At 42.3% G+C, this 18,721-nt stretch carries 24 protein-coding genes; 9 read left to right on the forward strand and 15 right to left on the reverse strand.

Annotation, left to right across the window (positions count from 1 at the left end):
- Nucleotides 1-24 precede the first annotated feature (24 nt).
- Complete coding sequence (gene arsB, locus QXW63_00880; protein ID MEM3460454.1) at nt 25-1,077, forward strand: ACR3 family arsenite efflux transporter; 1,053 nt, start codon at nt 25-27, stop codon at nt 1,075-1,077.
- On the opposite strand, the gene QXW63_00885 is transcribed toward arsB, so the two are convergent.
- The gene (locus tag QXW63_00885; GenBank protein ID MEM3460455.1) at nt 1,062-1,388 is read right to left on the reverse strand and encodes a hypothetical protein; all 327 of its coding nucleotides are present in this window, start codon (nt 1,386-1,388) and stop codon (nt 1,062-1,064) included. The genes arsB and QXW63_00885 overlap by 16 nt on opposite strands.
- 141 nt (nt 1,389-1,529) lie before the next feature.
- Between QXW63_00885 and QXW63_00890 the strand changes: the two genes are divergently transcribed.
- Genes QXW63_00890 through QXW63_00900 form a run of 3 tightly spaced genes read left to right on the forward strand, consistent with a single transcriptional unit; the run spans nt 1,530 to nt 2,513 of the window.
- Nucleotides 1,530-1,910: a PadR family transcriptional regulator gene (locus tag QXW63_00890; GenBank protein MEM3460456.1), complete on the forward strand. Its 381-nt coding sequence runs from the start codon at nt 1,530-1,532 to the stop codon at nt 1,908-1,910.
- Nucleotides 1,911-1,917: 7 nt separating this feature from the next.
- Nucleotides 1,918-2,103 carry a DUF5320 domain-containing protein gene (locus QXW63_00895; protein MEM3460457.1) on the forward strand — a complete coding sequence of 62 codons (186 nt, stop codon included), beginning with the start codon at nt 1,918-1,920 and terminating at the stop codon, nt 2,101-2,103.
- Between the two features lie 56 nt (nt 2,104-2,159).
- The gene (locus QXW63_00900; GenBank protein ID MEM3460458.1) at nt 2,160-2,513 is read left to right on the forward strand and encodes a hypothetical protein; all 354 of its coding nucleotides are present in this window, start codon (nt 2,160-2,162) and stop codon (nt 2,511-2,513) included.
- 34 nt (nt 2,514-2,547) lie between these two features.
- Here the strand turns inward: QXW63_00900 and QXW63_00905 are convergent, their stop codons facing one another.
- Together QXW63_00905 and QXW63_00910 are read right to left on the reverse strand one after the other, a co-directional pair.
- The gene (locus QXW63_00905) at nt 2,548-2,808 is read right to left on the reverse strand and encodes a translation elongation factor-like protein (protein ID MEM3460459.1); all 261 of its coding nucleotides are present in this window, start codon (nt 2,806-2,808) and stop codon (nt 2,548-2,550) included.
- A 49-nt stretch (nt 2,809-2,857) separates the two neighbouring features.
- On the reverse strand, nt 2,858-4,147 hold the full coding sequence (locus tag QXW63_00910) for a tRNA (N(6)-L-threonylcarbamoyladenosine(37)-C(2))-methylthiotransferase (GenBank protein MEM3460460.1): 1,290 nt from the start codon (nt 4,145-4,147) through the stop codon (nt 2,858-2,860).
- Nucleotides 4,148-4,354: 207 nt separating this feature from the next.
- Here QXW63_00910 and QXW63_00915 point away from each other — a divergent pair, with 207 nt between their 5' ends.
- Nucleotides 4,355-4,510 (forward strand): ribbon-helix-helix domain-containing protein, encoded by a 156-nt coding sequence (locus QXW63_00915; GenBank protein ID MEM3460461.1) that lies wholly within the window; start codon nt 4,355-4,357, stop codon nt 4,508-4,510.
- Nucleotide 4,511: 1 nt separating this feature from the next.
- Nucleotides 4,512-5,621 (forward strand): cell division protein FtsZ, encoded by a 1,110-nt coding sequence (ftsZ, locus tag QXW63_00920; protein ID MEM3460462.1) that lies wholly within the window; start codon nt 4,512-4,514, stop codon nt 5,619-5,621.
- Between the two features lie 145 nt (nt 5,622-5,766).
- Here ftsZ and QXW63_00925 read toward each other — a convergent pair whose 3' ends face one another.
- From QXW63_00925 to QXW63_00940, 4 genes are all read right to left on the reverse strand, one after another.
- Complete coding sequence (locus QXW63_00925) at nt 5,767-6,411, reverse strand: CehA/McbA family metallohydrolase (protein ID MEM3460463.1); 645 nt, start codon at nt 6,409-6,411, stop codon at nt 5,767-5,769.
- Between the two features lie 4 nt (nt 6,412-6,415).
- On the reverse strand, nt 6,416-8,113 hold the full coding sequence (gene metG, locus QXW63_00930) for a methionine--tRNA ligase (protein MEM3460464.1): 1,698 nt from the start codon (nt 8,111-8,113) through the stop codon (nt 6,416-6,418).
- 95 nt (nt 8,114-8,208) lie between these two features.
- The gene (locus tag QXW63_00935) at nt 8,209-8,784 is read right to left on the reverse strand and encodes a hypothetical protein (GenBank protein MEM3460465.1); all 576 of its coding nucleotides are present in this window, start codon (nt 8,782-8,784) and stop codon (nt 8,209-8,211) included.
- Between the two features lie 109 nt (nt 8,785-8,893).
- Nucleotides 8,894-10,105, reverse strand: a complete 1,212-nt coding sequence (locus QXW63_00940) for a tRNA (guanine(10)-N(2))-dimethyltransferase (GenBank protein MEM3460466.1) — start codon at nt 10,103-10,105, stop codon at nt 8,894-8,896.
- 80 nt (nt 10,106-10,185) lie between these two features.
- Here QXW63_00940 and QXW63_00945 point away from each other — a divergent pair, with 80 nt between their 5' ends.
- A complete protein-coding gene (locus tag QXW63_00945) occupies nt 10,186-11,034 on the forward strand; it encodes a M55 family metallopeptidase (GenBank protein ID MEM3460467.1) in 849 nt (282 codons plus the stop codon).
- Between the two features lie 20 nt (nt 11,035-11,054).
- Nucleotides 11,055-11,603: an NTPase gene (locus QXW63_00950; GenBank protein ID MEM3460468.1), complete on the forward strand. Its 549-nt coding sequence runs from the start codon at nt 11,055-11,057 to the stop codon at nt 11,601-11,603.
- Nucleotides 11,604-11,674: 71 nt separating this feature from the next.
- On the opposite strand, the gene QXW63_00955 is transcribed toward QXW63_00950, so the two are convergent.
- The 6 genes from QXW63_00955 to QXW63_00980 all read right to left on the reverse strand — a co-directional run bounded on the left by QXW63_00955 (nt 11,675) and on the right by QXW63_00980 (nt 17,240).
- Nucleotides 11,675-12,247 carry a rubrerythrin family protein gene (locus QXW63_00955; GenBank protein ID MEM3460469.1) on the reverse strand — a complete coding sequence of 191 codons (573 nt, stop codon included), beginning with the start codon at nt 12,245-12,247 and terminating at the stop codon, nt 11,675-11,677.
- 140 nt (nt 12,248-12,387) lie between these two features.
- Nucleotides 12,388-13,485, reverse strand: a complete 1,098-nt coding sequence (locus QXW63_00960; GenBank protein ID MEM3460470.1) for a histone deacetylase — start codon at nt 13,483-13,485, stop codon at nt 12,388-12,390.
- A gap of 104 nt (nt 13,486-13,589) precedes the next feature.
- Complete coding sequence (locus tag QXW63_00965) at nt 13,590-14,189, reverse strand: CdvA-like protein (protein ID MEM3460471.1); 600 nt, start codon at nt 14,187-14,189, stop codon at nt 13,590-13,592.
- 118 nt (nt 14,190-14,307) lie between these two features.
- Nucleotides 14,308-15,591, reverse strand: a complete 1,284-nt coding sequence (locus QXW63_00970) for a tyrosine-type recombinase/integrase (protein MEM3460472.1) — start codon at nt 15,589-15,591, stop codon at nt 14,308-14,310.
- A 12-nt stretch (nt 15,592-15,603) separates the two neighbouring features.
- Nucleotides 15,604-16,989: a hypothetical protein gene (locus QXW63_00975; GenBank protein MEM3460473.1), complete on the reverse strand. Its 1,386-nt coding sequence runs from the start codon at nt 16,987-16,989 to the stop codon at nt 15,604-15,606.
- A 101-nt stretch (nt 16,990-17,090) separates the two neighbouring features.
- Nucleotides 17,091-17,240: a ribbon-helix-helix domain-containing protein gene (locus QXW63_00980; GenBank protein MEM3460474.1), complete on the reverse strand. Its 150-nt coding sequence runs from the start codon at nt 17,238-17,240 to the stop codon at nt 17,091-17,093.
- A gap of 69 nt (nt 17,241-17,309) precedes the next feature.
- Between QXW63_00980 and QXW63_00985 the strand changes: the two genes are divergently transcribed.
- Nucleotides 17,310-17,762: a hypothetical protein gene (locus QXW63_00985; GenBank protein MEM3460475.1), complete on the forward strand. Its 453-nt coding sequence runs from the start codon at nt 17,310-17,312 to the stop codon at nt 17,760-17,762.
- Nucleotides 17,763-17,804: 42 nt separating this feature from the next.
- Here the strand turns inward: QXW63_00985 and QXW63_00990 are convergent, their stop codons facing one another.
- Both QXW63_00990 and QXW63_00995 read right to left on the reverse strand, forming a co-directional pair.
- Nucleotides 17,805-18,092, reverse strand: a complete 288-nt coding sequence (locus QXW63_00990; protein ID MEM3460476.1) for a hypothetical protein — start codon at nt 18,090-18,092, stop codon at nt 17,805-17,807.
- A 108-nt stretch (nt 18,093-18,200) separates the two neighbouring features.
- On the reverse strand, nt 18,201-18,713 hold the full coding sequence (locus tag QXW63_00995; GenBank protein ID MEM3460477.1) for a hypothetical protein: 513 nt from the start codon (nt 18,711-18,713) through the stop codon (nt 18,201-18,203).
- Nucleotides 18,714-18,721 lie beyond the last annotated feature (8 nt).

Here is an 18,721-nt window from a genome sequence, read left to right on the forward strand (position 1 = left end):
TCCTTTAATTGGAGGGGGTAAAAATTGGAGTCTGCAAAAGAGCCTACATCAGCTAGAAAAGCCGAGCTTGGAATTTTCGAGAAGTATCTCACCCTTTGGATAGCTATATGCATAGTTGTTGGTTTACTCGTAGGAAGGTTTCTGCCGCAGTTTGGAGAGTTTATGGATTCTCTCAAGTTCCGACAGTTATCAATTCCAATAGGTGTTCTTCTATTTTTTATGATGTATCCGACTGTTTTGGGAATCCGTTTCAGCGACGTAAAAAAGGCGGCGACAAGACCCAAACCCTTACTCGTCACAATCATTGCAAATTGGCTCATAGCTCCACCGTTGATGACGTTGCTTGCAAATTTAATGTTAGTTGACCCGTTACATAAGGCTGGAATAATCCTGCTCGGTCTTTCGCCTTGCACGGCAATGGTCATGTGGTGGATGTTTCTTGCAAAAGGCGACATGGCGCAAGGGCTGATAAACACTGCTGTTAATGCGCTTTTGATGCTTATTCTTTATGCTCCAATGGCAGCCTTTTACCTTGGTGTAAGTAGCATTCCAGTTCCATGGGACTTGATCGCCATAAGCGTTCTTGTTTTTATTGCTTTGCCGGTAGCGGCTGGAGCGGTTTCTCGTAAAGTAATTATTGAGAAGAAAGGGGAAGAGTGGTTTAATAACGCTTACATTCCTTCTGTTGGAAAAATATCTATAATCGCCCTCCTGACAACTTTAATCGTGTTGTTCTCGTTTGAAGGAGAAATAATGCTCAACAATCCTTTGCTCGTCGCGTATTTAGCGGCTCCTAATCTGTTGCATTACTCGATAATGATTACGTGGACGTATCTTCTAGGCTATTTTGCAGGTTGGGCCTATGAAACAGTGATTGACACCACTCTTATAGGGTCGAGTAGCCACTTCGAAGTCGCAATTGCCGTCGCAACTACCCTTTATGGCATCGGTTCTGGAGCAGCATTAGCTACAGTTATAGGTCCGTTATTGGAAGTGCCTTTGATGCTCTCAGTCGTTAAACTTGGCTTGCGAACAAGAAAATATTTTCCAAGAAAGAAACGTCAGATGGTCCAGTAAGAACAGATTGCCAATTTTTCTCCAAACTGATTTTTTAGGAATTGTATCACGTCTTTTTCGTCAATGTAGCGGTTTCCCGTTTTGTCTCTACTCAAAGATATACCTGTTTCCTTTAATCTGTCTCCTTTGCAAAAATCGATAAAAACGTAATATGATTCTTTGCACGGTATTATTAGTCTCAAATTTGTAAGTTCTCTTGCCGGAGACAAACCGTTCTGTTCTATGTTATAAACAATTGAGCTGGGCTTTTTTTCCATGACTAAACGTTTGAATTCTTCCCAACTTTTGACTTTGACAACTTCGCTATTCATAGTGATTCTGTTTAATCTATGGTGTTGATTGTTAAAGAATCTTTTGTGTGGTTTGCCTTGCGCTGCATATTTTGTTGAGAGTAACAGTTATATATGTAACACTGTTATATACGTGCTCCGAGCACACAAGAGGCAAAAACAATGTGCGGTTCCAACCAATGTCATTGCCGACATGACTATCCAGAACGAGGCTGGATACAATTCCTAATGCTAAGAATACTCTACGAAAAACCAATGCACGGCTACCAACTTCTAGAAGAAATCGAAGAAAGAAGCTGCGGATGCCACAAACTTGAACCAGGTTCCATTTACACACTTCTACGAAGAATGGAAGAAAGAGGCTTGCTGGAGTCCAAATGGGAGAAAACCGAAGGCGGTCCAGACAAACGCGTTTACAAAGTAACCAAAAATGGCGTGGAAGCTCTCAGAATGGGGCTCAAATCAATTGTGCAGAGAAAACTGCTTTTCGACGACTTAGCACGCTTCTATGAAGAACATTTTGCGAAAGAAAACGGGAGGTGAAAAGTGAATGTGTGGAGAATGCTGTTATAGAACCGGGCATCATCATGGGCATCACGAACACGGAATCTGCATGGGCTATCACATGCCACTAATGGATGTTGACGAAGAAATCAAAATGCTTGAAGAATACAAAGAAGCATTAACAAAGCGACTGGAAAAAGTTAACAAACGACTTGAGGCGTTAAAACATTAGGAAAGCGTAACAAAAGGATTATGGTTCCATAATGACGCAAAGGTAATCGATTGTGTATGAAAAGGATTATTTTGATTGTTCGCCAAAACGAAATCAGCAAGATTTTCCCAAACGGTTTTCTACTCACGCTAGAAGATAGCGCTTCTACCATCAACGCTATCAACGCTGCTGATGAAGAAATAAAGAAAAAATGCGGCAAGTTCCCGGTAGAAAAGCGTAAAAGCTTACTTCAAATGGTTTATCACTCACTCGAAAACAGATTCTACAAGCAAGTTGCAATTCAAGCATACGTGAAATCACAATTGCTGAATGCAAGAGAAAATCCGCAAATGCCCCTGCCAGACGGGACAGTTATAATTTTAGTTCCTCAAGGTGGGTGTCAAACAGATTGGGAAGAACCTGTTGAATGAGAGATTAATGAATGGAAAAATAAGAGGAGAAATGCTAAAGTTTCTTGTATACCGTGTCTTTTTCTCTGACTCGCTCTGCAACCTTCAAACCTATACTCTGTCCTGCTTTGGCTTGTTGAACGTTCTTATGCTCAATCTGCATGGATTCTACAACTTGTTCGAAATCTGTTGTGGGTCCCTTAATGAGTATGGTATCGCCTACAGACAAGGGTTTAGTAAGCTCAACAACAGCCACGCTGATTTTTGGGAAAAAGTGAGTCACACGCCCAACCTCAACAACTTCTTCCTCACTCAAGCAGCACATCTCCTAAAAACACAATAAGAGTAGCATTTACATAAATAATTTATTCAATAATCTCGCCTTCCAAATGCGTTGAAAAGGCTCTCACAACTCTAACGCACAAGTTCTTTCCAAGCAGATTGCTATCTCCTTTTACGGCAACGGGTTTGTATGCAAAATTGCGTCCCACCCAAGAACCAGCAACCTTACCCATCTCATTGACTAGAATTTCGCCTTCCCATCCAATCCAGCGCTGATTTTTTTCAAAAGCAATTTTCCTCGCTAGCTCTGCTGCTTCGCTGCTTCTGCGTTTAATCTCCGTCAAAGACACCAAATCCGCTTGCATCCTAGCCGCCGCCGTCTTGGGTCTTGCAAAAAACTTTGAAACATTCACTATGTCAGGCTTAACCTCTCCAATTAACCGCAGAGTCTTCTCAAAAGCTTCTTTGTTTTCACCTGGAAAACCACAAATAACGTCAGTTGCTATGGTTATCTGTGGAAAACTTGCACGAAAAGCGTTTACAATTTTCTTAAACTCTTCTACCGAATAGAATCTCCGCATACGCTTAAGAATTTGATCGTCGCCGCTCTGCACCGGCAAATGAGCAAACTTGTAGATTTTCTCGCTTTTGAAAGTGCAAATTAAATCTTCTAATATATCCATTACTAGGTTAGGAGTCATCATACCCACGCGAATCTTAAAGTCACCCTCAACAGTGCACACGGCTTCAAGCAGTTCCGCAAGATTCGTGCCGATGTCCCTTCCATAACAAGCCGTATCCTGCGAAGTAAGCCAAAACTCTCTAACGCCACCGGCAATGTCTCTTTTCATTCTTTTAATAACTTCTTGAATACCATAACTCCTTAAGCGTCCTCTTGCAAAAACCACACAACAATAAGCGCATGAGCCTAAACAACCATAATTTACAGGAATAATACTTATGACTGGATTCATTCGCACGCATGGAAGATTCAAGCCAGGTTTAGTCTTCAAAACGTCTTCTAAAAAAACGGTTCTTCTGCCATTTGAAACCTGCTCAACAACCTTAATGATTGCGTTGCCTGCCGCTGGTCCAACAACCCCGTCAAAACGCACCTCTCTACATAAACGCTCAAAATTAATTAATGGTAAACATCCAGCAACAATCAGTTTCTTACTTTTCGGGACTCTTTTCAGCATTTCAATCATGCGGTTTTCCGTGGGTCCTTTAACAGCGCAAGTGTTGTAAACAACTATCTCTGCCTCTGTTAAATCATTCACCAGCTCATAACCAGCTTCCGCTAAACAACCTGCCAAAACCTCGCCGTCCGCTAAATTTGTTGAACACCCGAAACTCTTAACGAAAACGCGCATGCCACTTCATCGCGATACATTAAATGCTTTAACAAGGAATAAAAACATAGAGGTTGCCGACTGCCGGAATTTACAGAAATCTGAAACGGGTTATAAAGAATGTTTAAATAGAAAGGAACTAACATATTTAAAACATATTTATATCATATTATGAAGAAGTATAACTTGTAACCCTAATTCTCTTGCTTACCCGGAGGGAGAAATGAATTGAAGTTAATCACACTGTATTTACCCGAACCCTATATTAAAGCTTTAGACCACCTCGTAAACGAAAAGTTTTACCCAAACCGTGCAGAAGCAATCCGCGTAGCTATCCGTGACTTAATTAATGATGAAGTTATGCGGTGGAAAAAGGTTGGCTAAAATGCAACCCGCAGAACATGCGCTTAAGTACGCGTGGCAAGGCATGACCGCCGAGGAGATTCTACAGTCTAGCAACTGCCGCATTGTAGTAGTCGGAGTCGGCGGAGCTGGAAATAACACTGTTTCGCGACTAATGGAGATGGGAATAACAGGCGCCGAATGCATAGCAATAAACACAGACGCGCTTCACCTCACCGCCTCAAGAGGACACCAAAAAATCCTGATAGGCGAAAAACTCACTAAGGGGCTTGGTGTTGGCGGCGACCCAACACTTGGAAGAGCAGCAATTGAAGAATCCAAAAAGCGCATTGAAGATTTGCTTTCTGGCGCGGGCATAGTTTTCATAACTGCTGGTTTAGGAGGCGGAACTGGAACTGGCGCTGCACCAGTTATCGCGGAAATTGCAAGGCGAAAAGGCGCAATAACCGTAGGCGTTGTAACTACCCCCTTCAGAATAGAAAAGGGTCGAATTGAATATGCCGCCGCAGCGTTAACTGAAATGCGCAGAAACTGCGACACCGTGGTCGTAATAGATAACAACAAGTTAATGCAGCTCGTGCCACAATTGCCCATTAACGAAGCCTTCAGAATTGCAGACCAAGTGTTAGCAAACATGATTAAAGGCATTGTCGAAACAATCTCAGCCCCAAGCCTCATAAACCTTGACTTCGCAGACTTCAAAACCATTGTTAAACGAGGCGGAGTGGCCGTTGTAGGAGTAGGCGAATCTGACGCGCCTAACAGAGCAGAAGAAGCCGTGCGAAATGCTCTAAGAAGTCCACTGCTTGACGTGGATTATGCCGGCGCAACCGGAGCCCTAATTCACGTGACAGGCGATGCACACATGACAATTGAAGAGGCAAACCGTGTAGGCGAAATCGTTACTGAAATGATGGACACAAACGCATTAGTCATATGGGGAGCAAGAGTCAACCCAGAACAAGACGGCAAACTAAAAGTCACGCTCGTCATGACCGGCGTAAACTCACCACATATTCTAAGCGGATTCGGAACAATCGCGCCACAACTTTTCAATCTAGAACCCTACGCAGAGCCAGAAAAGAAACTCGACTTAAATCTAAACCTCTACCAAATGGAAAACTTCCTCTAACTCCTCTCTCTTTTTGTAAATATGTCTCAGAAAAGTACTCGGTAAATCCCACTTCTACACAGCAACAAGAAACCTACACTTCTAAAGTTTTTCAAGAATTTGAGTAGAGAACAAGACATTCTCATCCTTAAAGAACAGTGAATTGTTAATGCAATTTCCTTTTCAAGGACAAAATCTCTCTTTTCAATCTCATCGTTAATGGTATAGCACTGCCCAAGGGTTCACATAACCCCTTTTTTATTGCTCTCATTATCTTGTCAATCTGTGATTCAGCGTTAACAATTGTGTATGCGCAACCGATTTCTGGAGCGTAATGAGCGTCGCTGCCAGCAACTTGGCTAATCCCTAAGCGCAAAGCAATTTCTCTACTATGTTTAACAGAATATTTGAATGGGAAGGCAGAAGCGTTAATCACTTCCACTGCGTCAAACTTTGAATTCGTGTGCTTCCCCAAACTTCCTTTAAAGAAAGTTGCAGGGTGACATGCTACTGCAATGCCGCCAGCCCCATGTATCTTATCCACAGTTTCGTCTACGGTGAGTTTTGGCGGAATTGGTTCTTGAACATTAAGTCCTAAGATGTGTCCGTTCAAACTTGAAATTTCAATTCCCGGAATGATTAAAAAGTCGGTTTTTTTGATCATTTTTAGGGCGCCGTCGATTCTGTCGTGGTCTGTTATTGCTATGCCGTTTAATCCGCGTTTTTTAGCGTAGAAAACGAGTTGTTCTGGCGTGATTGAGGAGTCGTAAGAATAGTGAGTGTGAACGTGGAGGTCGATTTTTAACTGCAAAGTTTCACACAGTCTTTCCTAAGCGTTCTCTAGCTTTCTCTAACATCTCGTCCAGTTCTTTTTCGTCAGCCTCTATCTTTCGGAATAATGGCTTGGGTTTAGCTATTTCGTGGTTTGCTGGCAAGGGTTTTAGGGCTTCGTTCCAGTTTTGTTCATGCACGTTGCCTGGTAAGCTGAGGGTTTTCCAGATTTCTTGTGCGGTGAATGGCATGAACGGTGCTGAAGTTATGGATAGTGCTTTGACAATTTGTGCTGCAACGTAAAGGATGCATGCTGCTTTATCTTTATCTTTTTTGATGAGGTTCCATGGTTCTTTCTCGTTTAGGTACTGGTTTCCTATGCGGCTGATGCTTATTAGTGTGTTAGTGGCGGACTGTAATTTGCAGTCTTCGATTTCTTTTGCGATTGTTTCGACTTTTTCTTTGAGAGTTTTCAGAATTTGTTGGTCATTTTTGCTTAGGGTTGTTGGTTGTGGGATTTTTCCGCCGAATTGGGTGTTTATGAAGGTTAGTGTTCTGTGGATGAAGTTGCCGAACGTGTCGTTTAGGTCAGCGTTTACTTTTTCGAGAAATATTTCCCATGAAAAGTTTGAATCTTTTGTTTCTGGTCTTGTTGCCATTAGAAAGTAGCGCCAGTAGTCTGCTGGGAAAAGTTCTAGGGCTTCGTCTGCCCATATGCCGATTCTCTGGCTTTTTGAGGCTTTTTCGCCTTTGAACTGGAGGAATTCGGTTGCTGGCACGTTCCATGGTAAAACATAGTCGTCTCCAGAAGCCAGTAGCAGGGCTGGGAAGATTATTACGTGGAAGGGAATGTTGTCTTTTCCAATGAAATACAACGTGCGCGTGTCCTTGTTGAACCAGTATTCCTTCCATTTTTCTGGTTCTCCACGATTTTTGAAGTATTCTATTGTTGCTGAAATGTAGCCCAAAACATTCTCAAACCATACGTAGAAGGTTTTGCCTTCTGCTCCTGGGAACGGCGCTGGGATTCCCCATTCTACGTCTCTTGTCATGGCTCTTGGTTTTAATCCTTCTTTTATGAGGTTTAGGCTGAAGTTTCTGGCGTTTAGTGGTAGTTGTTTGTTGTTGCTGATGTAGTGGGCGAGTTTTTTTGAGAATTTTGGCAGGTCAAAATACCATTGTTTTGTCTTTTTTATGACTGGTTTGCTTTTGCATATTACACAGTAGGGTTCGATTAACAGCAAGGGTTCTAGTAGTCTCCCGCAGGAATCGCATTGGTCTCCGCGGGCTGGTTCGTATCCGCAGTATGGACATTTTCCTTCGACGAATCTGTCTGGCAAGAAGCGACTGCATTTTTCGCAGTAGAGCATTTCTGTTTCTTGTGTGAAGATGTAACCGTTGTTGTAAATTTTTCTTTGGTGGTCTTGCACGAATTCTATGTGAACGGGGTTTTCTGTTCGGGTGTAATTGTCAAATGAGAAACCCCATTTCTTGAATAATTCAACAACTTTCGCGTGCATTTTGTCTGTTAGTTGTTTTGGCGAAATTCCCTGTCTTATCGCTTCGACTTCTATTGGGGTTCCATGCTCGTCTGAACCGCTTACCATTACTACTTCTTCGCCTTTTAAGCGGTAGTATCGAGCGGCAACGTCTGCTGATAAGACTTGCACTAGCGTGCCCAAGTGTGGGAGATAGTTCACATAGGGCCAAGCGCATGTGACTACGACTTTTCCGAGTTTCACGGCACCTCCAAATTTTCATTTAAACTGTTATCCTCTTGTAAATTCTATTACTTAAAGATAAATGAGAAAAAAATGTTGATGGAAGTGTGCTGTTGTTATTCTTCCGTGGTTTTCCATGTTACTTGTGGTCTGCGTGTTGACAGGAATATGGTTGAGGCTATTATCATTGTGCAGACGATGATTAGTACAGTTAGTATTGTGAACAATGTTGTTAGTTTGTCCATGTCTTGAATGCTCGTTGGAGCTGGTGTGCTTGCTATGCTGATTGGAATGTTTCTTGTTTCTGTTGTTTTGTCAGTTACTGCTTGTACTTTTATGTTTGGGATGCCGGAAGCTATTGCTCTGCCGTCTGTGGGCACCGTGAATGTTAGTGTAAAGCTTCGGTTTTCACTTGGGTCGATTGTTGGGTATTGTATGTCTTTGATTGTTTCGTTTCCTTCCCATATGTAGTCATCATGCCATGGATATTCCACGGTGATGCTCTTTATGGTGACGTCTTCTGTTCCGTCGTTGTATATCCAGATGCGAAGTGTTCCTTGTTCGCCTGGTTTGTACTGTGGTTTGTCTACGTAGCCGTAAATCTCTATGCTGGCGGCAGCTTTAACGGAAGACGCAAAAGATAACGCTATTAGTGCTGCCATTAAAGTTGATAACAAAAGTTTTTCTTTCAATTCTGAACACCTTTTCAAAGTTGATAACATGATCGGTATTTAAAATTTGTCACGTTGGAATCAGTGTCCGACTTAACCAGAGTCTTCGCTATCGGCTAATTACCCTTTTTCAAAAGAATTCTTTGACAATTTTCGTCAAAACTGAAGCGTTAGCGTTGGTTCGGATTCCTTTTGGGTTAAAATGGGTTGCCGCTGCTTCGAATCCTTTTTCTTTCAAGATGTCAATTATTTTTTCTGTTGATGGGACTGGAAGCGCCATTTTGTCGCATATTTCGTCGATGACATAGTATGTCGGTGGCGCGTCCGCTTCTTTGCTTATTAGATTTAGGATTTTCGCTATTTTTTGTCCTGTTTTCAAAACTTTGCGTTTAGCTTCGTTTTTCATTGTCTCGCAGAATTGCTGGTCTGCTAGTTTTCCTAGCCACAATGGACCTGCGAAGTTCATCTTTGAGTTGCATTCGCTGCATTTAAGCTGGTCTGTTTTGAATACTCTTTTTGTGTTTTCTCTGTGGAAGCATCTGGAGCAGTGAAGTATGTAGCCCATTTTTTCTATGCTTTCGTCTGCCTTTTTTGCGCCGTAGTTTATTGTTGCGTATACGCGTATGTAGTGGTTTGCGCTGTGGCTGAAGATTACGGTTATGCCTATGTCGTGTTTTGCTGCTATCGTGGCTAAGCATCCAGCTAACAGTCTAACGGCTACTTCGTGGCAGTATTCTGTGCGTAGGGGTTTTCCACCGTATTTGCGTATGCAAGCTTTTGGGTGGACTCCGCAGAGAGGCGCCATGTCTGTTGCTGTTAAGGCTAAGAGTCCGTTGTTGCGTAATGCGCGGATTGCAGAGTCTATGTAGGGTACGGGTGAACCGAACGGGTCTATGTCTATGGCGTCGAATCTTTTGTGTGGTGCAGAGTAATGCGCTAGGAGAAGGTTTGCATCTTCGTTTTTGACTGTGACGCTTTTGCCTAGTTTGTTTTTTTGCACGTTGATTCTGGCGAGTTGGGCGGCTTTGTCGCTGATGTCGTTTATCAAAACTTTTTTTATGCCTTTAACTTCTGTTGCGAAGCGTATTCCTCTTATGCCGCAGCCGGTTAAGGGTTCGCAAACGGAGATTTCTCGGTTTGCTGTTTTTTGGTAGGCTTGTAAGGCTACGACTGCTATGTCGCGGTTGAGTTCCATTATTGGGTTGTAGAAGACTGGAGCTTTTGAGGGTGCGTAGTCTGAGGGTTGTTTTATGAAGGCTTTGAGTTTTGGAACGAGAATTTTGGTTTTGCCTTCTTGGATTGTTTCTGTTGGAAAGTCTATGGTGGCGTTTGTTTTTTTCATGTTTTTGTTTTTCTCCGAGAGTATTTGGGTATCGAAATATTTTAATGCGTTTTGTGTAGATGTGTAGCGCGTGAGAGTGTATGAAAGCGTTTGTTTCGGTTGATATGGAGGGCATGCCGTACGTTGTTGTTCCGGGGCATTTGAATTTGAAGGGTAGTTTGTATGAGGAGGCTAGGAAGATTGCTACTAAAGTTACGCTTGTGGTTGTTGATGAGTTGCATAAGAAGGGTTTTGACGAGGTTGTTGTTGCTGACAGTCACGGTCCAATGGTTAATGTTCATGTTGAGGATTTGCCTGAGTACGTGGAGATTATTAGGGGTTTTCCGCGTCCGCTGAGTATGGTTGCGGGTGTTGAAGGGTGTGATGTTGCTGTTTTTCTTGGTTATCATTCTAAGTTTGGAACGGCGAAGTCTTCGTTTGACCATACCTACAGTGGCGGAAGCATTAACAAGTTAGAAATTAATGGTGTTGAGGTTAGCGAGTTTCTCTTTAATGCGTATGCTGCGGGAGACTTTAAGGTTCCAGTGATGCTGGTTGCTGGCGACGCTCAACTGTTAGAAGATGATGTTAAGAAGTATGCGCCTTGGGTTGAAACTGTGGCTTTGAAGCGTTCTTTGAGCAGAGTTTCCGCTAAGAGTCCTGGAATGGTGAAAATTGAGAGTGAATTGAGAAAGGCTGTTGATAAGGCGGTTGCCAACTTTAAGCGCAAGAAGGTTAAGCTGTTGGTTGCTGGTAAGCCTGTTAAGTCGCGTGTTACTTTTTTGGCGAGTCACTTTGCGGATGTGGCGGGGTTGCTACCTTCAGTTAAGCGAGTTGACGGGTTATGTGTGGAATACACGGCGAAGAGTATGGTTGACGCGTATAAGACGTTTGAGTTGCTGGTGCTTGCTGCAGCGGGGATTTCGTCTTTGCTTACGAATCTTTCTTAGGTGTTTTGAAGCTGGTTAAGTTGCAGAAACGAATTTTGCTTTTAACTGGCGTTCCGGGTGTTGGGAAGTCAAGTGTTCTTTTGAAAATTGTTGAGGCGTTCAAAGCTAGAGGCTACCGTGTTGGCGGAATGTTAAGTCGTGAAGTTCGCTCTTGCGGCACACGGGTTGGTTTTGAAATTTTGGATTTAAGCAGTGGCGAGCGTGGGTGGCTTGCGCATGTTAATCAGCCTAGCGGTCCAAGGGTTGGCAAGTACCGCGTGAACTTGGAAGACCTTGACAGTGTGGGCGTTGCTGCGATTTTGAGGGCTGTTGATGGTTTGGACGTGGTTGCTATTGATGAGGTTGGACCGATGGAGTTGTTTTCTGAACGGTTTAGGGAAGCGGTTAAGCGGGCTGCTGAGAGTGGAAAGCTTGTGGTTGGCATAATTCATTGGAAGGCAGGGGATAAACTGATAAATGAAATTAGAGCCAGAGAAGACGCTGAAGTGCATGTGGTTACTTTTGAGAACAGAGGAAACCTACACGAGGTAATACTTGAAAAAGCAGTCAAATTTCTAGAAAACACATAAGAGCGCTTTGTATAGCTTTTTAACTGTAAATGATCAAAAAATAGAGCGTAAAGAAAATACAATAGTGATTTTTAGTAGTTTTCTGTCCAAAGCTCATAATAGCTTCTCGGGTGGTCGCACACTGGACATTTTTCTGGCGCTTCTCTGCCTTCCATCACGTATCCACAGTTTCGACACTTCCACATTACAGGCTTGTCTCTTTTGAAAACTCTGCCAAGTTCAACGTTTGCTAGCAATTTTCTGTATCGTCTCTCATGATACTCCTCAACCTTCGCAACATTCCGAAAAGTTCTAGCAACCTCTGGAAAACCTTCCTCTTCTGCAATCTCTGCAAAATTAGGATAAAGCGTACCCCACTCGTATTTTTCACCTTCAGCCGCAGCCCGCAGGTTCTCTGCTGTCGAAGCAATAACGCCTGCTGGATAGGCTGCAGTAATCTCCACCAAGCCGCCTTTTAGAAACTTAAAGAAAAGCTCAGCGTGTTCTTTCTCGTTGTCCGCTGTCTCCGTGAAAATCGCCGCAATCTGTTCGTAACCTTCCTTCTTCGCAACGCTGGCAAAGAAGGTGTAGCGCATTCTAGCCTGTGACTCGCCAGCGAAAGCCGCCAACAAATTCTTCTCTGTTCTGCTACCTTTCAATTCCATCCAATACCTAACCTCCATTATGGCTCATATATTTGCATGCAACACTCATAAAAGAGTTCCTCAAAACCACCCAAAATCAACCGAAAATTCAACCTATAAATAAGGGGGGTATAGCTACTCAGAGCACACAAACAAAAAACTCAAGGAACAACATTCAACCCAAAACCACCAAAACACGACCAATACCTACGCAACAACCTCTTCAACTCATCAATAGTTCTCTCAACCACCCTAATACAATGAGCTGGCTCTTTCGGCAGCGGAAAAGAATCTTCCACATGAATCTCGTTCAAACCAGCCACTCCAGCAACAAGCGCATACCAGCACATCGGCAAAACCTGCGGATTATAACCACTTCCAGGAATCAAAACAACTTTTCCACCACAAATCTTATCCGCCGTTTCTCTAATCAGCCTTGAAACTCTAAAAAAACCATTCACAGTCAAATTCAAACCTCCAAGCATATCAGCAAAATGCGCATCGCTTCCACCATTAGCAATTATCACCTCGGGCTTAAACTCCTCTGCCAACGGAACAAAAATCTCATTTAACGCATAAAGATACGTGTTATCACTTGTGCCTGGAGGCAAAGGCACATTAATGTTACAACCTTCTCCAGCGTACTCTCCAATCTGTTCAACAAAACCAGTTCCCGGATAAATTGTTCTCGGGTCCTGGTGCAAAGAGATGTAGAGCACGCTTGGATCTTGATAGTAGATGTCGCTTGTGCCGTTTCCAAAATGCACATCATAATCCAATATTAGAAAACGCTTAACATTATACTTTGCTCTCAAATGCTCAACCAAAACAGCCACATCATTAAATATGCAGAATCCACCGCCATAACTGCGTCCAGCATGATGATAACCACCACCCACAGAAATTGCACGCTTCACTTCCCCACCAAAAACAGCCCTACCACAACGAATCGCACCACCAACAATTAACAGTGCAGCCTCCAAAATCTCCGGTGAAACAGGCGTCTCAACATCATAAGGCTTGTTCTCCCTTGCCAAACGAAAAATCAAATCCACATAACCCTCTTCATGAACCCTTAACAACTCCTCTTTCGATGCTGGTTGAGGTTCAACAAGAACAATTTCCGAAAGCTTAAACAAACCTTGATTTTCAAAAAACTTCATAGCATTTGCGAATCTGTCTCCTCTAAAAGGATGTCCTTCGCCCAAATCATACTGTCTAAATTTCTCGTGAAAAGTCATCATCACTTTGTCAACCAATCGCCATGCACTCTCAAAAAAGATAAACACACGTTACGATATATAAGAAACTCTGTAATCCTGAGCTTAACTAGAAAAAAAGAGCGAAGTTATCTATTCGCTTGCTACGCTTCTTGTTTTTCTGCAGTTTGCGGTTGAGCTTCTGCTGGTTGCGCGTGTTCTTGTGCAAGCTCAGAAGTTGTTATTTCTTTGATTTCAACAACTGGCGGAGCTTCTTCGACAACTTTGATTTCAACTTTAGATCCATCAATATTTTCTGAAGGCTGTGGCTCAATTTTTTCTTGCACGCTCACATCTACTGTTAGGTTCAGCGTATTTGTCGAAAGCTGATTTATGGCTTCTTTAACAGCGCCTAACTCCTTCCTTGCAGTGTCAAGCCCAACAGACAGAAGGTTGATTTCGCGTTGATAAGTTTCATCGTCAACCTCGCCTGTCACATGCTGAATCTCAAAGTTTGCAAGAAACATCTCCAACGTTTTGATTTGCTCTTCAAGCTCCTTCATTTTAGTATTCATTTTCTCCAGCAAAGCCTTCTGCTGCTTTTCAATTTCCTCCACTGTCGCGTCGATTTCCTTGTTGAAAAGTTCATGCGTCGGCGGCGAAATTTTGCCGGTGTTCAATAAATTGTCCAAAGCTTGCTTCTTTTTCTTCGCCATCTCATATTCTTCGCTTAATCGCTTAAAAGAGTGTTTCCACGAAATCAATTATTAACACCGTTCAGTTTTAGCCGCAAAAGAAAGAGATAACGTTTGTTAACATGTAGATATATCGCTACGTAATTCTTTTTTATTATATCTACACGTTTTTTGGCTACGCATGAGTTTATTTCCTCTTTCTGAACAGTTGAACATTGTCAATTTCGCAGACATATTCAAACCCTGCTTCTACTAATTGTTTAGCCTCTTCCACAGTTTTAGCTGTTGCCGAATGGTATTCGTTGGTTTCAAAGTTGACTAGTTGAGTGTAGATTAAAGTCGTCTGCAAGTTTCTATGTCCCAAAGTTTTCATAACGTGCAGAATGTCTTTGGTTTTAGCGTATTCCATTGTTGCCTTCCAATGCCTAAACGTGTGGAAGTGAATTTGCAGCAATCTTGGATTCTGAAGTTTAACTGCTGCTTTCCTTCTTTGCAAGCTGAAGCTTCCTTCCCAACTTGACAAGTGCCTATATCCAAAGATGCGGTCTGAAGTTTTCGGAAGACTGTTAAGCATCGCCATAAGCTCAGTTGAAATTTTGATAACTCTGCACACGCCATGTTTTTCCGTGCTGTTCAATATTATAGTGTCCGTTTTAGTGTCAAGATCTTTCCATTGAAGCTTTAACGCTTCACCTACACGGATTCCTGTTTCTTTAAGCAGCCTCAACAATGCACTAAGCTTTTTTCCGCAGCTTGCTATTAAACTGTCAAGCTCGCTTTCTAAGGGAATGAAAGGCACTTTTCGGTTTGGCTTGTAAATTGGCGGTTTCCATTTTATTTGGTTTAACTCTGCAAATTTTCCGTAAACTATCACTGCCAAAGACTTTGTGGATTCACTCCATCTTTTCTGTTTAGCAATAACTTCTTTTACGCTTTCAGGGTTTGAAAGGTCTGCTCCATACTTCAACAGCAACTTCAAAGTTTTAACATAGTTTTGTATTGTTGCCTCGTTTATTCCATCGCTGGCTAACTGAAACATAAACTGAACAATTTTTCCTTTAACGTCTTGCTGTGCGGTTTCTGTGGCTCCCGCTTCCCGCTTTTCGCTTGTTGCTTTTGCCGCTTCCATGACAAGAACCTTCTTGCCATGTGCATCGCTATTGCATTGTGTCAAACAATTCTTAAAAGACTTTCCGCCTTTCCCACTTTCCCCAAATGTGACAAAAGAAGACTGAGATTCAGCATTTGCTGAAAAAGAAGCTTGATTTAAGCTTGTTTTGTGACATTTGTCACTTGTAAATTTATTTACAAAAGAAGCTGATTCTGAGCTTCTTTTGTCAGATTTCTGACTAAACCGATAACCACAGTTTCGGCAAAGCCACCTTTGAACTGTTGAACCATCACTAAGATAACGCAAACCATCCTTATAGAGAAGCTGAGAACCACATTCTGGACAGCACAGCCGAGCCATTAGCCTTCACTATCAGTTTAACTTTTGGTTAAGATATGTGTGGCTGAAGTTGGGGGTAGAATTTTCTACACCTGCAGAATTTTTTACCCCCATATCCGGCAACACATATCTCATGTAACGCTTATCCAACGGGTCAGGCTGCTCAACAATTAATCCAGAACCATCCAAAATTTTCAGTATATCCGAAGCCCTATCCCTTCCAATAACCTTATGATAAGTGTTGTAATACCATTGCTGGAACTCTTTTCGGTTAATGCCATTTTCTTTGTCTTCCAAATAGGGTTTTAAATGTTGAAATATGCGGAAGATTTCAGGCGGCAACCCTAACTCGTTAGCTTCCGCAACGCCATAGTAAAGCCTGAAGCCTGCCTCGACATCTTCGTCATTCACTATTATCGTGTCACCTACACGTTCGCGGTGCATAAAATTTAGCAATGCATGAGCTTTAATGATGGCTAAAAGTCGCGTAATGTCTCTTTGGTGTCTCGGAATTAGAAACTTATGGTCTTCGAGAAATTGCTGGTAAATTTGGCTGCGTTTTTCCTCTGGAATTCGCACATACTTTATCTGTGCTGCTTTCACATTTGCCACACGTTCTTTAAGTAAGCGCCTTGCTGGGTCTTCCATCATACGTTTATTGAAGGCTTCCCTATCCGCTTCCTTCTCAATTTTTAAAGCGATGGTTTCTCGCAGTTTCTCCTGATTAATTTCTGGACTAAGCAATAGTAAACGTGTCTTCTCCTGTTCCGCCATCGTGAATTTTGCCGTGCAGAAAACAACCGTAGCAAAGCCTTTGATGACAATGTTTTTAGTTCTTAACCCTGCCTTTTCCTTCTTATCCGTTATCCACGCTACGACTTCCTTCTCGTCGTGGCTTAACAATGCGCGCAATCTTTGAAGCAGTTGGTCATGTGGCTGGTCTAAAAAAATAATGATTTTCTTCTGCAAATCAATAAGGTAGTAGCTGCCCTTTAACAGTTGATTCCACTCTCGCATTTTCTTTCTATACACGTTTTCGACATGTTCTCTGGAAGGTTTATCCATGTCAAACTCTAAATTTTCCTTAATCTTAGCCTTCGTAGGCTTCGCTTCCCAATTAACCGGGATTCCCTCTTTCAGCATCAGTTTGCCGTAACCGTGAAAAAAAGCCGTTGGCGAAGCATAACCCAACTTGATAACGTCTTCGTCTGGAAAGTACCAGCTTAACTCCAAAGGAATATACGATTTTCCCGTGCTGCTTTCAGCCAAATAGCCAATGTTAATCTGGTCTTCTTCAGTGTAAGTAAGCAGCATGGCAAGGAACGTTATAGCCTTGTTTTCGTCATCGTGCTTTACGGTTGAACCTAAAACCTGAATCAAATCGTCAACGGTTAAAGTTTTATTTACATCTTCAGCCAAAAATAGAAACCCCCGTTAGTTTGGTTGGGGGAGGGAAAGCTGGTGTCTGTTCAGGTGTGTGCACACTCTTACTTGCACCAGCCCATCTTCCCCCTTTAACCCTAAGCAGTTTGGAGAAACTGCTCCAACGCTGCACGAACCACGTCTGAAAGGTTCTTAAATTTCCCTTGCCTGATTAATTCCTGTATTTTCTCCCTAAATTCTGAAGGCAATCGCAATGCAATTCGTTCGTCATGTTTTTGGGCTTTCAAGTTTTCACCTTAAAAAGCTGTGTCAAACGCTTATATAGGAGTACACTGACATTTTTACATATGTTTGACATGTCAGTTGCTGACATATTAAAGGAGCATGGAAAATGGATTGAGAGCAGCAAATTCCTCAAAAAAGTAAGAGAGAAACTAAACATAAGCGAAAGACAAGCATACAGATTAATCAAAAAAGATAAGCTAATTCTAAAGCTTACTCTCCAAGATCGAAGAGTTCTTTATGGATTAGCTGAATTTGGTTTACCAACCTCTGAAGCTGAGAAGCCTTCAGAAATTGAGTTAATCAAAGAAGACGCTGTTAAAGGAAACGATGTTGAAGCATGGAATAGGCTTGTCCTTTATGCAGACACCCATAATCTAAACCCGCACCCTACAGCATTATACAACGAAAACATAGCCAAGTTGAAAAAGGAAAATTCAATTTATCTTTTGACGGGTGTTCCAGACGAAATAGAGTTTAAAATTAGAAGAAACATTATTCGATATTGGCTAAGAAAATTAGAATAACAAAAAAAGGGAAGTTAAGAGGCTGTGATGCTCGTAGTGTTGTTACATTCCTCTTCTAACGTAGCCGAGGATTATCACTGCTCCAACTATTATTGGAATGATTACGAGCAGTGTCATTGCAACCCAAATGTTGCTTTGCAATGCAGCCCAAGTGCTGTTCGCTTGCGCAGTCCAGCCGGCTTGAGATTGGCTGTTAACCAAGCTTTGAATCACTATGATAGCTATCAACAGCGAAACCATGATTCCAACCAGAACGCCAATTACTCCGCCGCCGCCCATAGGTGCCTCAGCCCTCTTGTCTTCGAGAAACTTCCTCAGTTTTTTAAACACTATACTCTTTCACCTCTTTCTTTTTCCATGTATAAAAGTTGAATGGTAAAGCGTATTTAAGCACGATAATAGTGAACTATAATATTATAGTGACTGGTTTATGGACTATTATTCCAGAATTTTTGCGGCTTCCCTAAGCAAAACTGCACAGGCTTTGCGATACTTTGGATAGAGCGTTTCCGAAGCTTCCAGGAATTCTCGGAATAAACCGTCACCTTCACATTGAACGTTTAAACTTTGCGAATGCGCCATTCTCCGCTTCATTTTCTTAGCTATTGACGTGTGAGTCACTTGAAAGCCGATTTCCCTCATTTTAGCGGCTATTTTGCGGAGGCTTAACCCTTCTTTTTGCAGTTTCTCTATGAAAGCGTAAGTTTCCTCGTTCCACACGATAGGCTTTAGCTCGGAAGGCTTAGCCGCTACATTCTCGTTGTTGCTGTCGGATTTCTTTAAGAAAAAGAATAGTTTGCCATTATATGCTTGCTGAAAAACCTTAACGCCTTCCTTACTTAACTGTTCATTCCATTCAGGCTTAAAAAGTGCATGTGGAATTAGAAGGCACGAGCCGAAAAACGTGTCTTCCAAAGGGAAGCTTTCGCTTAACTGTTCATATAAACCCATATTGCCCT

The organism is Candidatus Bathyarchaeia archaeon, assembly GCA_038873195.1.
Lineage (GTDB): Archaea > Thermoproteota > Bathyarchaeia > Bathyarchaeales > Bathycorpusculaceae > DSLH01.